The following is a 24318-nucleotide window of genomic DNA, read 5'->3' as shown; positions in this document are numbered from 1 at the left end:
TGTGACCGCTACAGGTGTGCATGGATTGTCGTGCTCCGGCTGGTTGCAGGGGCGTGTTGCGTCAGCCTGTTTCCAATTTCGCTCAACAGGGCGTCGGCATGTGTGTGCAGAAAAAAGTGACCACCGTTGAATGTCTTCAGGTGCAGGTCATTTCCATGTCTGCTCCATGCAAGCATGCCGGCGGCACATGTTTCCGCGTCGTCCGCTCCCGAAAATGCTGTTATGGGACATGCAAAAGGCTCTGTTTCCCCGGGCTTATACGTTTCCTTAAGGCGGTAATCAGCCCGTAAAAGAGGCAGGAATATATTCATCAGTTCTTCATTTGCCAGCACTTCTTCAGGTGTTCCTTTCAGTTGTCTGATTACATCGACAAAATGATCATCAGGAAGTGTGTGCGCCGGTGGCCGCTCCGGAAAGCCCACGGCATCGCAGGCAGCCATGAACATGTGCACCGGCGTCAGTCCCGTACGATTGCGGATCTGGAGTGCTGTTTCAAAAACAATGCGGGTGCCCATGCTGTGGCCGTAAAAAGCAAACGGTTTTTCTTCGAAGCAGGGCAGCAGAGCATCAAGCATCTCTCTGACAAGCTGTACAAGGTTTGTGTGCGGCGGCTCCTGCATGCGACGCTCTCTGCCCGGCAGCTGAACGCGGCAAACCTGTATCTGTGACGGCAATCCGACTTGCCAGTGCCTGAAGACAGAAGCTCCTCCGCCGGCATACGGAAAACAAAAAAGTCTCACACCGGCTTTGTTTTCGTCTTCTGCCTTAAGGTCCGGAAGCCATCTGGAAACGCTGTTTTTATCAGCCTGCATACAACTGTTGCTCCATAATGCTTTTTATTGTGTCGGCGATGAATGCACTTCCTGATTGTCCGATGATGTCTAAATGGTCTTCGCTGCGCGGAATGACAGTGACGGAATCCGGTCCTTCACTCCATTTGGTCCAGAAGTCTCTGATGTTTTCAAACTCCGCTCCCGAATAACTTTCGGGCAGTTGCGCCTCGATTACCGTGATGCCTTTTAACGGCGGAACATACCGGATATCTGCGGTCCCCATCTGCAGATTCATGATGTTGTTCACCCACAGTGAAAACTGTTCCATTGTGGCGTTGTCAAAACTGTCTGCATTGCCATTGAGACTGCTGAACAGTTTTGCTGCGGCTTCCTGTTGCGAAAGACCTGCCAGGGAATGATATACACTGCCGGCGGGGTGGTTCTTTTCCAGTGTATTGTTTTGTATCTGTTCCAGAACATCCAGCGTGATAAAATTCAGTCCGAGTGTTTCCGGCGGAATTTTGAAGTAGGATGCCGCCCAGTAGAGCAGGGCAACAGGGTCTCTGGTCAGCAGCGGTTTGGCGGGCAGCGGATCAATGACCACCGGCTGGAAAGTTGCAATGCCATGGTATTGCAGGCGGCGGGATATGAGGGGAGCGAGAAATCCGCCGATGCAGTATCCTGCAACCAGGCAGGGGCCTTTTTCGCCTGATGCGGCAATGGCGTCAGCATAGTAGTTTGCAAGTGTATCAGGCTTGCGGGCGCTGACCCCTGCCGGAAGGTGCTGCGGCAGGATAATGCCGGTTACTTTGCAACGCCTGCTCAGCTGCATATGCAGTTCACGCAACCGCATATGCGTGCCTGACCCTTCATGCACCAGATATACGGAAGGGCCGTTCTGTTGTCCTGCCGGTGCTGTCAGGCATGTTTCCGCTCTGCTGCCTGTGCCGGTATTGCCATGTGCGGCGATTTTTTCTGCCACGGCCTTTATGGTTGAATCCTGAAAAAATTCCGGAACAGAGACAGATATGCCGGTTTTCTTTTTCAGACTGTTGATAAGCCTGATGGCCAGCAGCGAGTCTCCGCCCATGTCAAAGAAGTCAGCTTCCGGACCGGCAGGCTGTACGGCAAGCACTTCTGTCATGGCTTGCGCCACCAGCTGCTCCGCGGCAGAGAAGGTGGCAGTCCGCTCCGGTACTGCATAGTGTTCTTGCGGCACGTGCAGTGCACTGCGGTCTACTTTTCCGTTGGCGTTCAGAGGAAAAGCAGTCACATGCACAAATATTTTGGGCACCATATAGTGTGGAAGTGTTTCCGAGATAAAAAGTGCCAGCTCTTCGGGCGAGGTGTCTTTTTTACCTGCCCAGTGCGCACACAAGACTTTTTTTCCGGAATTGTCAGTAATTGCGGAAACGATACTCTGCGAAACAGCAGGATGACTGTTGAGCTGCGCTTCAATTTCTCCCGGTTCAATGCGGTAGCCTGATATTTTTAACTGAAAATCCTCGCGTCCCAGAATTTCAATGCTGCCGTCGGGCAGGTAACGGCCCAGATCGCCTGTCCGGTAAAGGCGTCTGCCGTCAGCGGGGTGGGTTATAAAACTGCGCTCTGTTTTTTCCGGTGCGTTCCAGTAGCCCTCTGCCAGTCCTGTTCCGCCCAGATATATGCCGCCGGTGACATTGTCCGGACGTTCGCGCAGCAGATGATCAAGAACCTGAACCGTCTGGTTATCCATTGCACGCCCGTACGGAACGCTGTTCCAGTGCGGGGGGATCTGTTCGACTGCATGTATCACAGACCAGATGGAGGCTTCGGTAGCGCCGCCGAGACTGAACAGCGCAGCGAGGGGAAGGCGTGATTTGATTTCTTTTGCAAGCTGTATCGGAATCCAGTCTCCGCTCAGCATGATGCAGCGCAGCGTCTGCAGGCGTCCTTCAAGGCCGTTTGGCAGGTATTCCAGCAGCATCTGCATTAATGTGGGCACAGAGTTCCACAGGGTGATGCGTTCCTGTTCAATCATATCGATCCATGAAGCGGGATTTTTCATGTCCCGGATGTCCGGCAGTACAAGGCTGCCTCCGCATCCCAGAACACCGAAAATGTCATAGACCGAAAGGTCAAAGTTCAGATTGGCTAGTCCCGCAACATTGTCTTTAGCCGTCACCGCGAGGCGCCTGTTTATATCCCGAACGGTGTTGACGGCGCCTTTGTGGCTTGTCATCACCCCTTTGGGAGTACCCGTGGAGCCTGATGTGTAAATTATGTAGGCAAGATCATCCGGAGTGCTGCGTGAAGCTGACACCTCAGGCTGGTCTGCCACAGGTTCAAGGTGCTCCATGACCAGAATGGTCCGGCCGGCGCTTTTTTCGATCCGGGCGCTGTTTGCTGCATCAGTGACAACGACGCCGGTTTTCAGCTCGCTGATCAGGTGTCGTATTCTGCCGTCGGGGTATTCGACATCCAGCGGGACGTATGCGCCGCCTGCCTGCAGTATGCCCAGTACGGCCGCGATCTGTTGCCAGCTTTTGGGCAGCAGGACAGGCACCGGAGTGCCGGAACGTATACCTGCATCCGCAAGCTGATTGCGGAGCGCTGCGGCCTGACGCCATAGCTGTGCATAGCTGATGTGTCTGTTCTGGCAGATGATGGCTGTTTTACGGGGGGCAGCTGCCGCCTGTACTTCAAGGGCGGTGTGCAGCAGGTCGTGGCAGCAGGGGTGAACGGGATAGTTCCGCCTGTTGCGCACGGCAAGCTGCGCCCCGGGTGTCAGCTGCGGTACAGGCGCATCCCACGCGCTCTTGCAGGATTCCGAGGCAAGAGTATCGATAATGGAGCAATATGCTGTGAACATGTCGTCCACCATGCCGTCCGGAAACAGGTCATCAACAACATCCCAGTAAACAAGCAGGTTGCCTTCTTCCTCATATACCTGATTGTCCAGCCACACCTGCGGGGTCTGGGTGCTCTGGAAATGCAGGGTGTCGAGCACGGCTTTTTCCTGTGTGCTCTGGCTGGTTATGTTTGCAGTAAATACCACGGGCATGGCAGCCCCCAGCCGCAGGCTGCCTTTGCGTGCAAGCTCGCGCAGCAGGCGCACTCCGCTGAAATCCCTGTGTTCAAGGTCCTTCCACAGCTGTTTTTGCAGGCTTTCAGCCCGTTCCGCAAAGCCGGACTGCCGGGTGATGTCTATTTCCAAAAGAGTGGTGGAGGTGAAGTCTCCGATGATTTCATTGATCTGTTTGTGGAACTGCTTGCGGTTGAAGAGGGTGACGTTCAGCGTGAAGCGGGCGGAGGCACTCCATTGCGCCAGCACCTCGGCATAGCCTGCCAGCAGCACACTTGAAGGCGTGATCCCTTTAGCGGCTGCAGCTCCCTTGATGGCGCTCCAGCGTTCTTTGCCGAGTCTGTACTGTCTGCGGAAAAAGCGGGGGCGCTCTATATCGCTGATCTGTCGGGCAAGCGGCAGGTCCGGTGCCGGCGGCAGAGTGTCCAGCCGCTGCATCCAGTAATCCTGCGCCTGCTGCCACCGGGTGCTTTTTCTGTATGCCATTTCCGCCATGACATAGTCGCGGAATGAAAGCTCGAGCGGAGGCAGGGCAGTGTCAGGAGCGTCGTACAGGTGCTGCAGCTCGCGTATCAGCAGCATGCCGCTGAAAACGTCCACGATGAGCAGATCGAGGATCATATGTATGCGGTAACGGCCCTGCCCTGTATGGGAAATTTCAACATGAAAGAGCGGCCATGACTCCGGATCAAGCGTTATGGACGAGAGAGACTCACGCATTGCAAGCAGCTGTTTCTGCTGTTCGGCAGCCGGCAGGTCTGCCAGCTCTTTTACAGGGATGGTCAGGCGGGGAACTTCCGCCAGTATTTTCTGGGTCCCGTCCGGCATGAATACCGCGCGCAGCATGTCGTGCCTTGCAATCAGCCTGTTCCAGGCTTCTTCATAACGCACAGGGTCAAGATCCGCGGCGTTAAATTCGGCATAACTCTGGCAGGCAATACCACCCAGTTCAAAAGCGCCGGTCCTGCCTATCCAGTAGGCATGCTGAATGTCTGTAAGGGGAAACGGTTCATGCCGCAGGTGCGGTTGCGGTGTGATGGCGCAGGTGCTGCCGGTGGTCTGTGTTTCTGCTCTGGTATTTTTTTGTCCTTCTGCATTGTCTTCCACACCGGCTAGAAATTCGGCAAGCTCTGCTATGGTCGGCATTTCAAATATACGACCGGGAGAAAGCTTGAGCCCCAGTTCCTTTTCGAGCTGCTGCGAAAGGCTGAGGAACAGCAGAGAATCAAGCCCCACAGTGAGAAGATCAGTGTCACTTGTCAGTTTTTCCGGAGCAATGCGCAGTGTCGCCGAAATGTTGTTGTGCAGCCAGCCGGAAATTGCTGTTATCCGCTGAGCATGAGACATTGTTGTGATGTCGTAGCCCCGCTCCTGTATGCCGGAGTTGTGTTGCGTTTTTTCCGCGGGGCTGCTTTCGGCACCGCAGGGGTGCAGTTCTGTGAAAACTGCAGGTACGGTTTGCAGGGAGGCAAAGAATTTTTTCCAGTCTGCATCAATGACTGCGGCATGGTGAATGTCATTTGCCAGTACAAGATCAAGAGTATCGAAAGCCCTTGCGCATACAAGCGGAAAGAGCCCCATGGAGCGTTGCCCGTCCAGCAGCGTTTTGCTGCCGGCTATCATACCGGCATCGGAAAAGCCGCCCCAGTTGAGCACGGTTACTTTTTGCCGCATTGCCAGAGCGTCCATAAACGCGTTGGCTGCCGCATAGGCACCGAATCCGGAAGTAGTCCACATGGTGGCTATAGATGAGAACAGAACAGCATGTGCATTGTGTCTGCTGCAGAAGGCAAGAACACGTTCTGTCCCTGATGTCTTGGCTGCCAGCGTTGCCTGCAGTTCATGCTGTTCCAGTGTGTTGACGGGCTTCTGGCTGGCAATTCCCGCTGCATGAAATACATACGTTACCTCGGGGTGTTCCCGCAGTACGGTTTCAATGCGGCTCCAGCCTGCTTCAGTGGTAATATCCGCCGCTGCCGTGGATATGTGGACTCCCTGCCTGACCCATGCACGGATTTTTTCATCTGCTTCCGGCGAAGGGGCGTTTCTGCCCGTCAGAACAACAGAGCGTGCTCCGCGCTGTATCAGCCAGCCGGCAAGCTGCAACCCCAGCCCGCCCAGACCTCCTGTGATAAGGCATGTTGCTGCGGTGCCAATCTGTATGCCGGGTTGTCCGTGGGGAAGCTGTGTGCGCCGTATCCGGCGTACGCGCAGCTCCCCTGTTTCCGTGATGACGACAGGCTCGCGCATGTTTTCTGTCAGCACGGCCTGCAGCTGGCGTGCGCATGTTGCCGCGCTACAATGGCGTACAGATATTTCTATTCCGGGGTGTTCTGCTGCCGCTGTTTCTGCAAGAGCCTGCAGTGCGGCACCTGTGGGAGTCGGCATGGCATCGGTGCCTGCCGGGCACAAAAGCAGTATCCGGCGTGCGGTTTTGCTGTGGCGTTGCAGCAGCGCAATAAAGCGTCCGGTTTCATGTCCCGCTGTATCGGCTTCGCTGCTGTCCGCGCTTGTCCGCTCTGCGGGAATAAAAAGTATGTTATCCGGCGGCAGGGGGGTGTCAGCCTCATCAAAGCGGATGCTGAACGGCGCTCCGGCTGCGCGCAGCTGAGCAATGATGCTTTCAGCAAAAGGTGATGCGGACGGGTGCGGGTAGACGCTCCACGTTACGCCCGCAGTGCTGCCGGCGGAATCTGTCTTTCCCGCATGAATCCATTCGGCGGTATAGACGCCGTAAGGCTGCCCGCTGTTTTTTTCTGTTATGCTGTCAGTGCGTGCGGCAGAACCGGAGAGGTCGTTTTCAAATGCCCATGTGCCGCCGGGATTGTTCTCTGCGCGTTGTGCCGCCAGCGTTATTTCTCCCAAAATGCTGTTTTCTTCATGTCCGGCAAACAGTTTGACTGCGTGGCTGAAGCCGCACCGTGTGCACAGCTCAATCCACTGTCCGTCAGACAAATACGCGGAGCGGGGGCGCAGGACCGTATCTTTCCGTACAGGCAAAAGCGGACCGAAAGCCATAAGCGTGACCAGTGTCGGTCTGTATGTCTCTCTGAAGAGCAGTATCCCGCCCTGAAGCAGATAAGAAGCAGCATTGCGCAGGGCCAGTTCTGCATCCGGAGTACCGTGCAGCTGGTTTGCGGCGATAATAATGTCATATAGGCCGTGTTGTTGCGGACAAGGGGATGAAAAGATGTCTGCAACAAGCACCCGGGTCTGCTGAGGCATGTTGCGTTTGGCCAGTGCTCCGGCGTGCGCGGAAGCTTCCGCTATGGAAAATGCAATGTTTTCTTTCAGGGTACGGGCAAGATACGCCGATGCTCCACCTGTCAGAGCGCCTGCTTCCAGAATTCTGATCGCTTTGCTGCCGTGAGAGGTGTCGGCAATGATGGTGCTGACGGCATTCTGCAACTGTTCATTGTAAAAGCGGAAAAAAGGTGTGGCGTGCAGCTGCTGCATGAACTCCGCGGTGTCTCCCATTTCCAGAACAGCCTGTTCCGGCCTGCAGCGTCCGCTGAGCACGTCCTTTAATGTTCTTCCCCGCTGTTTTAAAAAAGCAAGAAGGACGTGCGCCTGAGGGAATTCTTCTGCAAGTTGCCTTTCTTTCTGTTCCAGATGTCCGATGGTGATATCGCCTGCAGGGAGCATGTCTGCATGTTTTTCTGACAGATGCTTACGGAGTGAGGTTATAAGCTCAGAATATCCGGAAGCAGGGGGATGAGCTTGCTGGTCCAGTTCATGGAGTGCTTTCCGGCAGTACAGTGCTGCCAGCTCTTCAGAGGCGGCGGACCAGCGCCTGATATCGATATCCCGGATAGAGCTGTCCGGCTTTTGCGACGAGCTCAGTCCGCGCAGGAGCGTGTGCCTGATGCGGGCGTGTGTTTTGCCGCGCCAGAACCGTTCGGTGCTGAATGAATACACCGGTGCGGGAATACGCCGGTGCGGACGGTGTGCAAATACAGCGTGCCAGTCCGGATTGTGGCCCTGCTGGTATATGCGGCCAAGCATGTCAAGCAGGCTCTGCTCATCATCAATTCCCCTGCGCAAAGAAGGAATCCATAGCGGCATCTGCCGGTTGCGCGGGGTTTCTTCCGTTGCGTCTGCGTTGAACTGCGCCAGTGTTGAGAGCACTTCTGCGGGGCCGATTTCTATAACGGTTGTGATGCCGCACTCCTGCAGGCAGCGGACCCCGTCTTTGAACCTGACAGTATTCCGGATGTGGGAAGCCCAGTATTCCGGGGACTGCACTGCGGAATTCTCTTTTTTTCCCGTCAGGTTGGATATGAAATCCATTGCAGGGGGGCTGATGGAAAAGCCCTGCAGGAACGTTGCGAACGGGTCCATTGCCGGTTCGGTATGGCGTGAGTGAAACGCGTGGGAAACTTTCAAAGGCGTGTGGGCTGTATTCTGTCTGCCAAGTTCGGCGTGCAGCAGTGCAAGGGCTTCTGACGTGCCGGCAACCACGGTGCCGGAATCGGCATTCACAGCTGCGATATCCAGAGGCAGGCCCATTTTTTTTATAAGTTTTTCAAGCTGATCCTCTTGCAGCCGGACTGCGGTCATGCCGGTTCCGCCAGCAAGGTTTTGCAGCAGTTCGCCGCGTTTGGCTATTATCGCCAGACCGTCCTGAAGAGAAAAAATACCGCCTACGACTGCGGCCACATATTCTCCGACACTGTGGCCTATCACTGCGGCAGGAGTTATTCCCCACGACCGGAGCAGAGTAGCCAGCGCGTATTCCAGAGCAAAAAGTGCGGGCTGCGCGTAGCGCGTCTGGCAGAGGAGGTCCTTGCAGGCAGGGTTGAAGAGAATTTCAGGCAGGGGATAGTCGAGGGTATCGGCCAGAATATCAGCGCATGTATCCAAAGCCTCTTTGAACACGGGGTATGTGCTGTATGCTTTTTGCCCCATACCTGTGTACTGGGTGCCCTGTCCGGTAAAGGCAAACGCTGTTTTCAGCCCTCCGCCGGTCTGCCGGAACATGCTGCTTTGCGCTGCATTACGCAGGTGCGTATGCATTTCCTGCGCAGTGCAGGCTGTTACAGCATAACGGTACCGGCAGTGTTTTCTTCCCGTGGCCGCGGTATAGCATGCATCTGCCAGCCGCCAGTCCTGTGTTGTATGTTCCTGAACAACATAGTCTGCCCAACGTATGAGATTGCGTTGCAACGCAGCGGCATCATTGCCGGATACTGTCAGCAGAACAGGATTGCTGCCTGTATCCGGCATTGCCGGCTGTAAGGGCGGCTCTTCAATGTACATGTGCACATTGGTTCCACCTATGCCGAACGAGCTTATTCCTGCCCGCCGCGGTGTTGCCGTGCGATTCCACTGCGCCGCCCGGCGAGGGATGTAAAAAGGTGATCCGTCCAGTTTTATCCGCGGATTGAGGGTGGTGAAGTTTGCAGCGGGAGGAATCCGGGCATGTTTGACGCACAGGACGGCTTTAATGAAGCTTGCAACGCCAGCTGCCGCGTCCAGATGTCCTATGTTCGCCTTGATGGAGCTTACGGCGCAAAATTCCTTACGGGTTGTTCTGTCTGCATAGACAGAGGAGAGCGCGGCTATTTCAATGGGGTCGCCAAGCGGGGTGCCGGTGCCGTGGGCCTCGATAAGCCCTATGCTTGCAGCTTCCACGCCGGAGTATGCCAGTGCGTCTTCTATGACTCTTGTTTGTCCTTCGTGGCTGGGTACTGTATAGCCTGCCTTGGCTGCACCGTCATTGTTGGCTGCTGAGCCTGCAATGACTGCCTCTATGTGGTCGCTGTCACGCAGAGCGTCTTCCAGACGTTTCAGGACGACAATACCGGCACCGTTGCCGAAAACAGTGCCGTCCGCATCTGCGCAGAAGGGTCTGCAATGCCCTTGCGGTGACAGGATCATTCCTTCCTGATGTTCAAAGCCCATGCGCTGCGGAATCATCAGCGCAACGCCGCCCGCAAGGGCCATGTCGCACTCGCCGCTGCGCAGAGCTTCGCAGGCAAGATGAATTGCCAGCAGTGATGTGGAGCAGGCAGACTGGACAACTACGGCAGGCCCTTTGAGATTGAGCTTATATGCCACCCGGTTGGCAAGGTAGTCTTTGTCATTGCCCACGAGAATCTGAAACCCCTCACCCGTGCCGGACTGCAGATAGGGGTTGCCGCAAAAACCGTGAATATAGGTGCTGGTGCGTGATCCGGCATAAACACCTGTGCGCAAGCCATCCCGGCCGTGGTAGCCGGCATTTTCCATCGCTTCCACTGCGCATTTCAAAAAAAGCCGCTGCTGAGGATCCATTACCTCTGCTTCGGTATGGGATATGGCAAAGTAAGCGGGATCAAATGTTTCCACATCGCTGTCGTCGATTATGCAGCCTGAAGAAATATAGTTTTTGTCTTTCAGGGACTTTTCGGTAATTCCGGCATCAAGAAGGTCACTTCCGGTAAACTCGGAACGTGACTCGGTGCCGAGCAGGATGTTGTGCCAGAAGGCGTCGGGAGAAGATGCTCCGGGAAAGCGGCAGGACATTCCGATTACGGCAATTCTTTCTGCAATGTATTCAGAAGACATAATATTCCTTTCTGTTCTTGGGAAAATGTGTGCAGAGCCTGAATCCGGGAAGGAAAGCGGCGGGGGGCTTTCCTTCCCGTCCGGCAGGGAACTGGCTACCTTGTGTTCCGGCGTTTCCCCTGACGTCTTCGCGGCGATTTTTCTGAGGCGGCGGCAGCGGATGCGGACTGCTCCGTATGTACTGCGGAGATGTCCTGCTCCAGAAAGGCGGCAAATTCCGTAATTGTCGGGTACATAAAGAAATCCATGATCTGGACTTCTTTGCCCAGATGGTTCCGGATGTCGTTTTGTACCTGCACCAGATGAAAGGAACTGACGCCCATATCAAAGAAGTTCGCATCAGGGAGCACCGCCTGTGATTCCAGAGCCGCAGCCAGATAGCCCTGCAGCGCCTGCACCAGATCGCTGCCGCCGGTCTGTACGGCATGCGTAGCCTGCTCTTCGGAAGGAAGCGGAAGAGCCTTGTGGTCAATCTTGCCGTTGGCGGTCACAGGGAATTCCGTAAGAAAAAAGAAATGGTCCGGAATCATGAAACGAGGCAGAACCTGAGCCAGATGGTCCCGCAGTTCTTCTGCTGCAGGTGGCTGCTGCTGTACTGTCAGGTAGGCAAGCAGGCGCTTGCCGGATATGGATTCGCCGTGCAGCGTGATCAGCGCCTCTTTAATTTGCGGATGGAGTGTGAGCGCGTTTTCAATTTCACCCAGTTCAACCCTGTGCCCCCTTATTTTGACCTGCTGGTCTTCTCTTCCGAGAAATTCTATGAATCCTTCAGGTCTTACACGGGCAAGGTCTCCGGTTTTATACAGACGTTCTCCCGTTGCAGGATGGGTGATGAATGCCGCCTGCGTTTTATGCCGGTCGTTAAGATAACCTTCCGCCAGTCCCCTGCCGCCGATGTACAGTTGTCCCGGCACCCACTCGGGGCAAGGTTCCAGTGCGGCATTCAGCACGTGCATCTGCTGGTTGGTCATGGGGGTACCGTACGGGATGGCATGGAGGCTGAAATCGACATCTTTTATGACGTGCAGCACCGACCAGATGGCGGCTTCCGTCGCGCCGCCCAGACTGGCAAGAGTCATGTCCGGAGCCGTACTGCGCAGGTCTGCCGCCATACGGCGTGATATCCAGTCGCCGCTTAACAGCGTCAGGCGGACGCTTGCAGGAAATGCTTTTGCTGTGCCTGTCACATGCGACAGCAGCATCTGCATCAGGGCAGGGGCGGAATTCCAGATGGTGGCCGTTGTCCGGATGATGCATTCATACCATGCTGCCGGGTCGTTGCCGCAGGCCTGATCGGGCAGTGCCACGGCAGCGCCCGCTGCCCACGCGCCGAACATGTCGTAAACTGACAGGTCGAACCCGGCACCCGAAATACCCAGAACGGTATCGGTTTCTGACACGCCGAAACGGGCATTGATGTCCAGAATGGTATTGGCGGCAGCCTGATGGCTGCACACCACACCTTTGGGAAGGCCTGTGGAGCCTGAGGTGTAAATGACGTAGGCGGTTGCCGCAGCAGATAACTCCGCAGCCGGCGGGGCATTTTCTCCGGAAAAAATATCAGCCTCTTCCAGGCACAGTACCGGAGCAGCTTCAAAGCCAGCCGTTGCCTGCAGCTCCTGCCGGGTAAGCACTGCTTTTACGCCCGCATCGCAGAGAATGGCCTCAAGGCGTTTTGCCGGATGCGGCATGGCTATGGGCAGATACGCAGCTCCTGCACGGATTGTGCCCAGTATTGCGACACTTTGCCGCCATCCTTTTTCCATGCAGACAGCGATAATATCCCCCGGGCCGGTTCCTCTGGCTTTCAGCAGCGCCGCAACGGCTGCCGATTCGCGGTCAAGCTCGGCATATGTCAGGGTGCGGTCATGCGCCTTGATGGCAGGGCGCTGTCCGTGTTTCTGTGCGCTTTTTTCAAACAGGGCATGCAGCGTGACCGGCAAAACCTTTTCCGTGGTATCGTTCATGTGCTTTCTGCGCCTGACCTGTTCCGGCGGCAACGCAAGTTCCGCAGAACCCCAATTCTCCTGTCGGTCGGCAAGGCTGTTCAGCAGGCCGATGTAGCTTGTAAACATGTCCTGCATGACCCCGGCCGGAAAAAGTCCGTCAATGGAATCCCAGTTGAGTACCAGTTCTCCGTGGTGTTCATACACCTGATGGTCAAGCCACACCTGCGGTGTCTGGAAAATGCTGTAAACCATGTCTCCCAGACTGGTCAGCACAGAGGCATCCTGCCCTGCAGACCCCATAAGAGCGCTGGTGAACACTACCGGCATGACTGCTTTGCCGCCCAGATTATGCTGCTGGGCAAGATGGCGCATTACCTCCACACCGTCGAACCGGCTGTGGTCCATGTCTGTCCACAGCTGCTGCTGCAGCGCCTGTGCCGTGCGGGCAAAGTTTTCCCGTGTATCGGGCATTTCCAGTAGTGTCAGCGAGGTGAAGTCCCCGACAACTTTTTCGATGTCAGGATGTACTGACGGTCTGTTGAACAACGTCACATTGATGGAAAATGCGTCTTCCTTGCTCCAGCGGCGCAGCACTGTGCCGAATGCGCACATGAGCAGGGCAGAGGGGGTTACATTGTGCTTCTGTGCCTGCTGTTGCAGTTTTTTCCATCTTGCCGGGGCAAGGCGGTCGCTAAGGCGCGAAAAAACGGGCTTTTCTATTGAAGAAGGATCAGCGGCAAGTGGCAGTTCGGGCGCCAGAGGAAGAGTTTTCAGTCTTTCCAGCCAGTACTGTTTATCTGCGTTGCGGGCCTGGGTGTCAGTAATCGCCTGCGAAGCCAGCACTATGTCTCTGAAGCCTATTGCAGCCAGAGGCAGGTTTTTTTCCGGATCGGCGTACAGGTCTGCCCATTCTCTCAGTACGGTGAAAAGGCTCCACGCATCAGCGATGGTGTTGTCAATGTCAATGTGCAACCGGAACCGGTCTTCGGGCATCATGGTGATGCGGATGTCAAAAAGCGGCCAGCGGCTGGTATCCAGCATCTGGCAGGACATTTCCTGCCGGACTTTTTCAAGGTGCCGGTCTATGGTCTGGCTGTCGCTCTTTCTTAAATCAGTTGCAGGAAAGCTGTAGACACCGGTTGTTTGCAGTACCTGCTGTGTACCGTTGTCGTGAATGATGGTGCGCAGCATGTCATGACGGCTGATGACCATGTTCCATGCGGCTGACAGCCGTGCGATATCCAGACCGGTGGCGTCGATTTCGTAATAGAAGTGGGCTGCCACGTTGCCCAGTTCAAAAGAAGCGTTCCGGCCCAGCCAGTAGGCATGCTGCACCGCAGTCAGGGGGAATGGCTCATAACGGTTTTCACTGTCTGCCGTAAGCATCCGCTGCTCATCCGGGCCTTGTTCTTTTTCAGCGCGCTTTTCAGCTATCACATGGGCCAGTTCTCTGATTGTGGGGTGCATGAACAGTGTGTTCAGGCTTATTTCTATGCCGGCTTGCCGGCGTATATCCGCCATGACCCGTGTTGCGAGCAGAGAATCCCCGCCCGCTTCAAAAAAGCTTGTGTCCATATCCGTCTGCTGCCCAAGTACAGCGGCCCATATGCTGCCGAGAAGCTGCTGTTCAGGGCCTGCCGTTGCCGCATTGCGGTCTTCTCTGGCCGGAATCATCCGTTGCAGAGCCTTGCGGTCCAGTTTGCCGTTTTCTGTAAGCGGCAGAGCAGGTACGGCGATTATCTGTGAAGGAACCATATGTTCCGGCAGGTTGCTCCGTAAAAACGCACGCAGCTCATCGTGGGCCGTTGTCACGACAAACGCTGCCAGCGATCGTGGTTTGCCTGCGTCACCCACTGCGATTACGGCAGCTTTATGGACAGCGGGATGCCGCAACAGGCAGTGTTCTATTTCTCCCGGTTCGACCCTGTGTCCGCGTATTTTGACTTGCGCGTCCTTGCGTCCAATGAATTCTATGGTGCCGTCGGGAAGGTAGCGCCCCAGATCGCCGGTCTTGTACAGCCTTTCTCCTGTGCGCGGATGCCTGATAAACTGGGCGGCAGTCTTTTCCGGATCATTCAGATACCCCAGAGCAAGCCCTTTGCCGCCTATGTGCAGTTCGCCTGTCACCCATGCCGGAGCAATTTCAAGCTGTTCGTCCAGAACCATCAGTTTCTGGTTGGGCAGGGGCGTTCCGTAAGGAACAGTACGGCTGCCCTGCGGCAGCTGCGCAGTATCATATTTGACGGACCATATTGCCGCTTCTGTGGCGCCTCCCATGCTGAAAATGCGGGCCAGAGGAAACAGCGCGTGTATGGCCGCAGGCAGCGGTACGGGAATCCAGTCCCCGCTCAGCATTACCGTGTTTATCTGCGGCAAGCTCCGGGGGGCGGCTTCCGCGTATGTTGTCAGCATCTGCATAAGGGGCGGTGTGGAGTTCCATACACTGATGCCGAAACGTTCAATCAGTTCAAGCCAGTGTGCAGGTTCCTTGCGCTGTTCCGCATCCGGCAGCACCAGCGTGCCTCCGGCGGCAAAGGTGCCGAATATGTCATATACCGCAAGGTCGAAGTCCAGATTGGAGACTCCGAAAACGACGTCTTCGGAGGTGATGCCATATCCGCTGTTTACCGCGGTGATGGTGTTCACAACGCTGGCGTGGTCCTGCATGACCCCCTTGGGGGTGCCGGTGGAGCCGGAGGTGAAAATGACATAGGCGAGGTCGGACGGGGCGGGCGGTACAAAGGGACCGCTGCCGCCCGCTTTGCACAGTCCGGCCGATACCTCTATCCTGTCTATATGCTGAGGCCAGTCTGCAGGAGCGTTGTAGTCTTTCTGAACCAGTGCCATTTGCGCCTGCGCCTGCTGCAGAATTGCGGCAAGGCGGCTTGAGGGCTGGCTTGTATTGACAGGCAGAAAGGCCGCACCGGCCCTGACAATGCCCAGAACCGCCGCAATCTGTTCCCATCCTTTTTTCATGATGACGGCTACAGGTGCACCGGCCGCAACACCGTTGCGGTGCAGGATGGAAGCTATTGCGTCCGCATATCCCGAGAGCTGTGCATAGGTCAGTGTAAGCTGTGTTGTTTGTACGGCCACCGCATCCGGAGTGCCGGCCACGGTTTTTTCAAACAGCGAGAGCAGCGTGTCGTCTGAATGTCCGTCTTGCGGCGTGTTGAGTTCGCGGATGCGCTGCATGAACAGGGGCGGCAGCAATGCTTCGGCTGAAAAATCCTGCTCCCATGCTTGCGTTGTGGCTGCCAGTGTTTCCAGCAGGTTTATATAGGCCTGCAGCATGGATTCTATCATGCCCTGAGGGAAAATGCCGTCCACTATGTCCCAGTTGAAACGGAGCTCTCCCTTTTCTTCATATACCTGATGATCAAGGTAAACCTGCGGTGTCTGGGATATGCAGAACTCTACGCGGGCGTCGGCACCGCGGGGAGAAAAGCCCCTGCGCCCGCCTGATCTTGTCAGAGGCAGCAGGCTGGTGAAGACAACGGGGGTTAACAGCGCTTTACCGTCATGCTGCTTTCTCAGCTCATGGATAAGGTTCAGCGTGGAGACTTCCCTGTGTTCAAGGTCCGTCATCAGCCTGCGCTGAACTGCATCGGCGTGCCGGATGAATGGCAGAGCCTGCGCGTTATGGGTTTCGAGCAGAAGCAGTGTTGTGAAGTCGCCGACAACATTGCGCAGGTCGGGCATTTCTTCAGGGCGGTTGAACAGGGTCAGGTTGAGGCAGAAGTGTTTGGTGCTGCTCCAGACACCGAGCACCCTGCTGAAAGCCGCCAGTAACGTTGCCGATGGTGTAAGTCCGTATGAAGACGCCTTGTCGCATAATGTCTGCCAGGCACCGGCGGAGAGCTTTCCTTTATGCCGGACGAAGCGGGGATAGGATATGGCGGCAGGGTCTGTCACCAACGGCAGTTCGGGGCCTGCAGGCAGTTCCGGCAGTCTCCGGTTCCAGTATTCCTGCGCTGCGGCAATGTTTTTTGTTTCTGCACTGCTGCGGCTGTACGCCACATAGTCTCTGAAAGTTATTTCCGGCATGGGTGCTGGAGGTGTGTTGCCTGCATACAACTGTTCCAGCTCGTCAAGCAGAATCATGAAGCTGTGTCCGTCACCGGCAAGCATATCGAAGACCACATGGATGCGCAGTCCGTCGGTATCTTTTTTGGTGGCGGAGAGGAAAAACAGCGCGCCGTCAGCTTCCTGCGGCAGCCCCTGTGACAGCTTGTGCCTTTTGTGCCTCAGCAGATCATCAAGTTCCTGCTCTGAAGAGGGGCTGTCGATACGCAGCGTAAAGGGCGGAACTTCAGGCAGTACTCGTTGGGTTCCGTCTTTCTGTATTCTCGCCCGCAGCATGTCGTGGCGCTTTATGAGCAGACGTATGGCAGACTCAAAACGCGCTATGTCCAGATTATTTACATCCACCTCGGCATATACGTGGCACGATGTCCCCCCCAGTGGCATATCCGGATTTTGTCCCATCCAGTATGCTTTCTGAACTTCTGTCAGGGGAAATTCGGCGAACCGGTTTGCAGGGTCGTGCCGCAGGGCTGCCGTGGTGCCGGCTCCGGAGGTACTCTGTCCTCCGGAACCGATTTGCGAGCGCAGCCACTCCAGCGAAGGGGCTGCCAGAATTTCTGATAGGGTCATTTCTGCAGCGTACTCTTTAAGCAGATGGCTGCGTAACTGCATGGCCATAAGCGAATCAATGCCCAGCCGCAGGAAAGATCTGTTTTCGGGCAGGGGCTTGTCCTGCGGCCACTGCAGTACTGCACGCACTACGTCAGACAGCGCATTATGTGTCTGCTGTTTTTCATTCCGTTCCGCCTGTGCTTCCTTTTTACGGCCGGCTATGTGCTGCTGTATCCGGCGGTCTGCCGGAAGGCTGCAAGCCGCGCTGGAGGGAACATCATGCCGGTAATATGTGTGGTCGAAAAAATATGATGGAAGATGAATTTTGCGTTGTTTTGCCGTTCCGAAAACACGCTCCCAGTCCAGTGCGATGCCTGCGGCGAACATGGCGGCCAGAGTTTCCGAGATGCATTCCCTGTCATTAATCCCACGTTGCAGGGTGGGCGCCCACAGCAGTCCGGATTCCGCCGACATGCCGCACAGAACCGCGCCCGGCCCTGCTTCGATGATTGCTTCTGTTCCGGAGTGGCGCAGTTTGCGCATGGCAGTCCTGAACATAACAGGGCTGGTGATGTGCCTGGCCCAATATTCGGGGCAGGCTATCTCGTGCGTCAGCAGCGTGCCTGTGACTGTGGAAAGAAAGGGTATTTCCGGCTGGCTGAAAGAAACCTTGTCAGCTGCCTTCATAAAATCATCGAGCATGGGCTGCATGAGGGGCGAGTGGAACGCGTGGGAAACTGCAAGCGGGGTAAAAGGTATGGCGGAGTCCGTGAGGTGATCTTCCAGACGGGAAAGCTCTTCACGGCTGCCGCTGACGACAGTGTTTGACGGTGTGTTTTCCGCAGCGATGGTCAATGTTGTGTACTGTTGCAGAATTTCTTTCAGCGCTTCGGCCGCGGCAAACACAACCAGCATACCGCCCGAAGAAGGCAGCGCCTGCATGAGCCTGCCGCGGGTGGCCACAAGCATGGCTGCGTCATCAAGGCTGAAAACTCCGGCAAAATACGCAGCTGCAAATTCACCGATGCTGTGCCCGAGCACAAGCGTTGGGCTGAATCCCCAATGCCGCCATAATTCACCAAGGGCATATTCCAGAGCAAAGAGCGCGGGCTGGGCAAAAATTGTTTCGTTGATACGCTCTGCGCTGAAAGCGTCTTCGAGCATCAGAGGGATAAGCGGTGCGGGCATATGAGGAGCGAGAGCTTCTGCGCAGCGCCGCAGGCTGTTGCGGAAAACAGGCTCGGTTGCGTACAGGCTTCTGCCCATTCCGAAATATTGTGCACCCTGTCCGGTAAAGGCCATGCCCGCAGGCAGATGACCGGCGGTGCGTACCCCGGTAAAGGTCATATTGTCTGGCTCGTTGCGCAATAGCGAAGCAAGCGAGTTTGTCAGGCCCTGTTTGTCGGTGCTGATGATGGCAGCCCGATGTGATAAATGGTTTCTGCCCGCAGCTGAAGTGTAGCTGATGCTGCCCAGCGTCGCATGGTCTGCCGTTCTGATATACGCTGCCATCGCTTCTGCATGCTGCATCAGCGTGTTGTGGCTGCTGCCTGAAAAAAAGACGATATGAGGTGCGTTGGGGTCGTGCTTTGTATGAGTTTGATTTTCATTATCATCAAAAAGATACGATTCCACAATGATGTGCGCATTTGTACCGCCAAAGCTGAATCCGCTTATACCTGCTGTGAAGGGCTGTTGAAAGGTATCAAGAGAGGTGCTTTCAGTCACGACGGCGGCAGGCATGTCTGCAAGGGGAATATGAGGATTGGGGCGGGTAAAGTGCAGGTTCGGCGCGAGGATTCCATGCTTCATGCACAGCAGCACTTTTATGAAACCTGCTATTCCTGCTGCCTGTTCCAGATGGCCGATATTGCTTTTTACCGAGCCTAAAGCCAGCGGGGTCCTGCGGGCAGAATCGTTACCGAACACACTGAGCAGTGCCGAAAATTCGATGGGGTCGCCCACAGCGGTGCCCGTTCCGTGCAGCTCTATGTAGTCTATGGCATCCGGAAGGCATCGTGCGTTTTTCAGAGCCTGCCGCAGAAGTTCTTCCTGTGAGCTGCCGTTGGGTACTGTCAGTCCGCTGCTGAATCCGTCCTGATTGACTGCTGAGCCTTTGATTATTCCCCATATGTGATCACCGTCTTCAAAGGCTTTGGTAAATGATTTGAGAATCACAATACCGCAGCCTTCGGAACGAACATACCCGTCGGCGGAAGCGTCGAAAGTTTTGCAGCGTCCGTCAGGTGCCATAAGCCCCGCCTGAGAGAACATGATGTGCATTTCAGGAGTCAGGATGGCATTTACTCCTCCGGCTATGGCGATTTCGCACTCATTGTTTATAATGCTGCGGCAGGCCAGATGTACAGCCACCAGCGATGAGGAGCAGGCCGTGTCTACAGCCATGCTGGGGCCGCGCAGTCCCATGAAGTATGAAAGTCTGTTTGCAACGATGGACGATGCTGACCCCGTGCCGCTGTATAATGAAATGCTGTCGGCAGACACGAGCGCCTGCCTGCCGTAATCGCTGCCGCTGACGCCGACAAAAACTCCTGTGGCTGTCCCTGCCAGTTTCTGCCAGTTCAGTCCGGCACTCCCGAGGGCCTGTACGGCAACTTCCATCACAAGGCGTTGCTGAGGGTCCATGGCTTTGGCTTCTCTTGGTGATATGCCGAAGAAATCTGCATCAAAGCCGTAAATATCGTCAATGAATCCGCCGAATCTGGTATTCATTTTTCCCGAAACACCCTGTCGGGGATCATAAAATTGTTCTATATCCCAGCGTTCAGCCGGAATTTCACTGATGGCATCGGCTCTGTTCGAGAGAAGTTCCCAGTATTTTTCAGGAGAGTCTGCGCCGCCGGGAAAGCGGCACCCGATGCCGATGACGGCAATGTCAGTATCCGCGATATTGCGGGGCAAGCCCGGACTTTGCTGTATTTCCCGGAGCGTTGCGGCAACCGGCTCCGTGGTGCGTTCCTGCGGTTGTTGTCTGCGGTAGAGCGCCCGTGCCATAAGCTGTATGTTAGGGTAGTCAAAAGCCAGTGTTGACGGCAGGCGCATACCTGTCTGTTTGCTTATGGCTGCGGTCATATTCAGCAAATCCGCAGAGGCGAGGCCGTAGCGGGCAAAGGCCATGCTTTCTTCTATAGGTTCTTTGTGCGGAAATATGCTGTTAATATATAAAGAAAGAAGCTTTTTAAGTGCATTTTCGCTCAAAGAAACCGCAGGTGCGGAACCGGTAGTGCTTTCAGGGTCGAAGTTCATACTGTCCTCTGGGCGTTGAAGAGGTTTGACAAGCTTGCCGTTACCTGTAGCCGGTTGACGTATGACTGGCTGTAAGGAACAGCTAGTTTTTTATTGCGATGAGCCAGAAAATAATATTCTGAAAATCAAAACGTTACCGCGTAATGTTCTTTTCAGTCTTTGTTGACATTGAAAATCATTTTCGCTAATCGACCGTATATAGGCCAGCAGAACAGGGGAAGCGGAAATGATACAAGAGAGAGTATGTTCAAAGGTTGAAACAACCGGCTTCAGTAATTTTTCTTTGACTACCTTTTGCCAGCGCACAGGGCGGGGCAGAGACATTTCTTTTTCTTACGTTCAGCAGGACGGCATGCTGGATGTCGGCTTTTGTGTAAGCGGGTCGTGGCATGTGCTTCTGGGGGGGCGCAAATTGAGTACCGGCAAGGGCAATGTCGGCATGTTCCATCTGCCCGGCGATTCGTGGCAGAGCCTCTATCCGCCCGATACATGCATTCAGGGCGTGGGAATTTCGGTGCGTATTGATGCACTGCGCTCAATGTTTGAGGATGAACTGGTTACACACGAAGGGTTGAACCGGCTGCTCAGAGGCGGTGCCGATGCCACTGTTCTTGAATTCGGCCAGATGACGGCGCAGGAAATGGAAGGCGTGAAACAGGTGCTGATGGCCGGCTCTGTGGACGCTTTACGCAAGCTCTTTCTGGAAGCGAAAACCATAGAGCTGCTGCACAGCTTTCTTGTGGCCCGCAATGCGCAGGGCAGAAAGCCGTTAACTGTGGCGGAAATAAGAAAAATGGCCAGTGCGGTGGAGATTATTGCTGAAGATCTGGAGGATCCGCCATGCATTTCCGGACTGGCAAGCCGGCTGGGCATGAGTGCAAGCAAGCTGAAATCCTGCTTCAAAGAATATACCGGTGACTCTGTTTATTCGTATATAAAGAAAAAACGTCTGGAAAATGCCAGACGGTGCATCGAATCAGGCGAGATGAACGTCACTGAAGCTGCTGTCAGTGTGGGGTATAGCAGTCTCGGGCACTTCAGCCGGATCTTTAAAGAGAATTTCGGCGTATTGCCCAAAGATGTGTCAAAAGGCCGGTACTGCCTGCGTCACACTGCAGGCATGTGACTGCAGGCGTTTTATCTGGTGGACCTGCTGCTTCAGTCTGTTCAGGTGTAAGCCTGTAGTCTGCGGACTCCGTGCGATGACTGGTCATACAGGCCGGTCATTGCTTTTTTTGTGTCCGTATTCTTTTAGTATTTTCTGTTTTTAAACAGCGTGTTGCGTGGTTATATCGCTCGTTTTTTCACTGCGGGGGCACGCGGGGGCCGGTTGCCAAAAAACAAGGGGCGCAGTATGTGGGCTGTGAATGGTTACTGACGCAGCTGTGCCGGTTGCGGCTGTGCGCCGGTCAGGTCGGTTATGCGGCACAGATAGACGGCTTGCAGGGGATTCTGCAGGCTTTTTTCTTTTTCGGCGCTGTTGACCTGCACCGGGGTTAGCACGGCAAAAAGGACGCTGCCGCAGGGCATACGGGCATGTGACGGGAGAATCAGTGTGGAAATACGCTATGACAAGACTGCGCGCAGTGTGAAACAACTGCAGCAGACGCTGGCAGCCTATCTGGATGCGCTGCCGGCGCTGATGTGGCATGTGGATACCGTGCGTAACGAGATGATATTTTTTAATGATCATAAGGTTGCGGGGCTTAACGGCAAGATACCTCTCATGCTGCGCAATATGTCTCTGGCGCAGGCTCTGGTGCACCCTGACGACTTCAGTGTGTTTCGCGGAGCGCTTGATGCGGTGCGGGTTCTCCAGCCATGTTCAGTGTCCTTTCGTGTGCATGACGATGCAGGCAACTGGCACTGGCTGGTGCTGATGGGAATGCCCGCACCTGACGAGTCTTTCGGGTACGTGGGGCTGGCTGCGGAATGCACCTCTCTGGTGGAGTCCATGATGGAAAGAGGGGCGGACAGCCTGCTGGCGGGCAGTATGGAATTGCTCGACAGCCCGGCTCTTCTTGTTGATTTCACGACCAAAAATGTACAGGCCGCCAATGCTGCGGCATGTGTATGCTTCGGGTATGCCGCAGCTGCCGACTTTCCTTCGTTTGAAACGATGCTGGAGGGAACAGGAGAGCAGTACAGGCGCAGCATATACGAGCACCTTATTTTTCACGCATCGTGGCGGGGGGCACTCACCTTGGCGGGCAATGGCGGCATGCGCATGTGTTGCCGGGCGCAGCTGCGTCCCGTCTCCCGTGAAGGCCATAATTATCTGTGGGTCAGTCTTACACCTGCGGTGCAGCCTGCAGAGGCAGCGCCCGTTTCCAGCCCTGTTTCCGCCGCGCTGCGCGAAGCCCTCAGCCGCGCAGCCGATGATATGTCCGCCCTGACCGCAGTGCTGGAACATCAGCCGCAGGGTATGCAGGCGGAAGGGGTTATGCTGTCCCGTATTTACGCAGCCGACGATAAAGTTGAAGTGACAGGGGCGGGAGCTCCTTTTGACGGCATGGAACCCGGTACGGCCTACCCCTACAGAGGGTCCATCGCAGAGAATATTGTCCGTTACAACCTGCCTTATCTTGTGGTCGATGAAACTGCACGCAGCATACGGCCCATTGACTGGGCTCTGTTCATTCCCGGCGGTATTCACTCTTATTATGCTGAACCGTTCTATGCCGGGGATACTCTGAAATATGTGCTGATTTACTGTTCTACCCGCAGCGAGGCTTTTTCCGCCGACGGCGCACCCGCCTGCAAGGAGGTGGTCAGGCTTCTTGCTCAGACCCTGAAGCGGCTGGACTGAGCTGGCGGAGGCATATAGGCATCGCACAGCCTGTCATCAGACGGGGGCGGACTATATATGCTTTTATACGCGGTTGCCTTTGCAACGCGGCCGGCGGCTTCGTGGCAGGCGCCGGTGTGAACACCACGGATGCTGTCTGTGGTGTTTTTTTATGCGTATGGGAAAAGGCGGCAATGAACGGTGGTACCAGATTGTTTCACTGGATGGGCCAGTTTGGTTTTTTGTGGTTTTTCCTTGTTGTCAGCGAATGATCACAGACGTAGCTTTCAATCAACAACATGACGACAGAACAACAAAAAGAATTGGTGGGACCAGAGGTGCAGAGAGCAGCATATCAGGTTGCCGAAGAGATTCTGAAACTGGTCAGCAACAGCGCTGTCAGGCCCGGAGAAAGACTGCCGGGTGAACGCGCACTGGCTGAGAGGCTGGGCTGCAGCAGAAATACCGTGCGTGAGGCGCTGTCGGCACTGTCGGCAAGAGGTCTGGTGGAAATCCGCATGCGCAGCGGTGCCTACCTGTGCAGGCAGAACCACCTGTCACCGGACGGCGGGCGGACCGGACCCGGCGAAGCACTGGACGCGCTGGTCACTCTTGGTCCGGCTCTTGTGGAGCGCGTGTGCCGGGTTGCAGGCGTGTCTGAACATGAACATGCGGAGCGTATCACGGCCCGGCTGGGCAGGGCTCTGGTAGACCGCAGCCCGCTGGATGCGTGGCGGGGGCTGACGGCATTTTACAGCGCACTGGCTGAAATAACGGGAAACAGTCTGCTGTGCGCGGCCATGGGCAGTATTGCCCGCTCCGGCGCGGCAGGCGGGTTTGAGAATCTGCCGGAACTGGCTCCTGCGGCCTTGCAGCAGTTTTTTGCAGAGCATGTGGAAATGCTACAGGCCATGCGCCGGCACGATGTGGCTCTGGCATCCCGGTGCGCGGCAGGCAGCCTTGACGCATTTGGCAGAATGCTGTGGCAGAAAAACGGCGGAGAGCGGAACTGATGATGACGCGCAGAAAATTTTTGCGGTTCTGGAAGGGCACAGCCGCCCCTCCTGCCGCAACAGGGTCTGCAGATGGCGGAACAGCGCAGGATGCGGATGCGTTGCGCAGGGCCTATCTGCGGGCCATGGGGGCCGGAGTTGATCCCGCAACGCTGGCACCCGAAGAGTTGGTGAGAAGGTTTTCTTCAGAGGTAACGTCTAATGATGCGGCAGACGGCTGAAGGAGTGCCGGGGCGACCGCCAAGTCTGGCCCCGACACAAGTGCCGTTTTCCGCAG

7 protein-coding genes are annotated in these 24318 nt (G+C 55.7%); 4 read left to right on the top strand and 3 right to left on the bottom strand.

What is annotated here, in order from left to right:
- Positions 1-8: 8 nt before the first annotated feature.
- The 3 genes from H586_RS18010 to H586_RS0103455 all read right to left on the bottom strand — a co-directional run bounded on the left by H586_RS18010 (position 9) and on the right by H586_RS0103455 (position 20240).
- Entirely contained in the window at positions 9-812 is an 804-nt protein-coding gene (locus H586_RS18010) for a thioesterase II family protein (RefSeq protein WP_051363839.1), read from the bottom strand.
- Positions 802-10386, bottom strand: coding sequence for a hybrid non-ribosomal peptide synthetase/type I polyketide synthase (locus tag H586_RS18005; RefSeq protein ID WP_034618526.1), 9585 nt, complete (start codon positions 10384-10386; stop codon positions 802-804). The genes H586_RS18010 and H586_RS18005 overlap by 11 nt, the downstream gene beginning before the upstream one ends.
- Positions 10387-10481: 95 nt before the next feature.
- Entirely contained in the window at positions 10482-20240 is a 9759-nt protein-coding gene (locus tag H586_RS0103455) for a hybrid non-ribosomal peptide synthetase/type I polyketide synthase (protein WP_027181376.1), read from the bottom strand.
- Between the two features lie 352 nt (positions 20241-20592).
- Between H586_RS0103455 and H586_RS19870 the strand changes: the two genes are divergently transcribed.
- From H586_RS19870 to H586_RS17995, 4 genes are all read left to right on the top strand, one after another.
- Complete coding sequence (locus H586_RS19870; protein ID WP_162147947.1) at positions 20593-21366, top strand: AraC family transcriptional regulator; 774 nt, start codon at positions 20593-20595, stop codon at positions 21364-21366.
- Between the two features lie 429 nt (positions 21367-21795).
- Complete coding sequence (locus H586_RS0103440; RefSeq protein WP_051363837.1) at positions 21796-23049, top strand: hypothetical protein; 1254 nt, start codon at positions 21796-21798, stop codon at positions 23047-23049.
- Positions 23050-23366: 317 nt separating this feature from the next.
- Positions 23367-24041 carry a FadR/GntR family transcriptional regulator gene (locus H586_RS0103435; RefSeq protein ID WP_027181374.1) on the top strand — a complete coding sequence of 225 codons (675 nt, stop codon included), beginning with the start codon at positions 23367-23369 and terminating at the stop codon, positions 24039-24041.
- A complete protein-coding gene (locus tag H586_RS17995; RefSeq protein WP_011367566.1) occupies positions 24041-24262 on the top strand; it encodes a hypothetical protein in 222 nt (73 codons plus the stop codon). The genes H586_RS0103435 and H586_RS17995 overlap by 1 nt, the downstream gene beginning before the upstream one ends.
- Positions 24263-24318: the final 56 nt, after the last annotated feature.

Origin of the sequence: Oleidesulfovibrio alaskensis DSM 16109, assembly GCF_000482745.1 — a bacterium.
GTDB classification, from domain to species: domain Bacteria; phylum Desulfobacterota; class Desulfovibrionia; order Desulfovibrionales; family Desulfovibrionaceae; genus Oleidesulfovibrio; species Oleidesulfovibrio alaskensis.
The sequence above is the reverse complement of the archived record's forward strand: the minus strand, read 5'-3'. Positions and strand labels throughout refer to the sequence as shown.

Excerpts from the sequence above, each read along its gene's own strand:
- H586_RS18010 (WP_051363839.1), bottom strand. The coding sequence starts at position 812 with ATGCAGGCTGATAAAAACAGCGTTTCCAGATGGCTTCCGGACCTTAAG.
- H586_RS18005 (WP_034618526.1), bottom strand. The coding sequence starts at position 10,386 with ATGTCTTCTGAATACATTGCAGAAAGAATTGCCGTAATCGGAATGTCC.
- H586_RS0103455 (WP_027181376.1), bottom strand. The coding sequence starts at position 20,240 with ATGAACTTCGACCCTGAAAGCACTACCGGTTCCGCACCTGCGGTTTCT.
- H586_RS19870 (WP_162147947.1), top strand. The coding sequence starts at position 20,593 with ATGCTGGATGTCGGCTTTTGTGTAAGCGGGTCGTGGCATGTGCTTCTG.
- H586_RS17995 (WP_011367566.1), top strand. The coding sequence starts at position 24,041 with ATGATGACGCGCAGAAAATTTTTGCGGTTCTGGAAGGGCACAGCCGCC.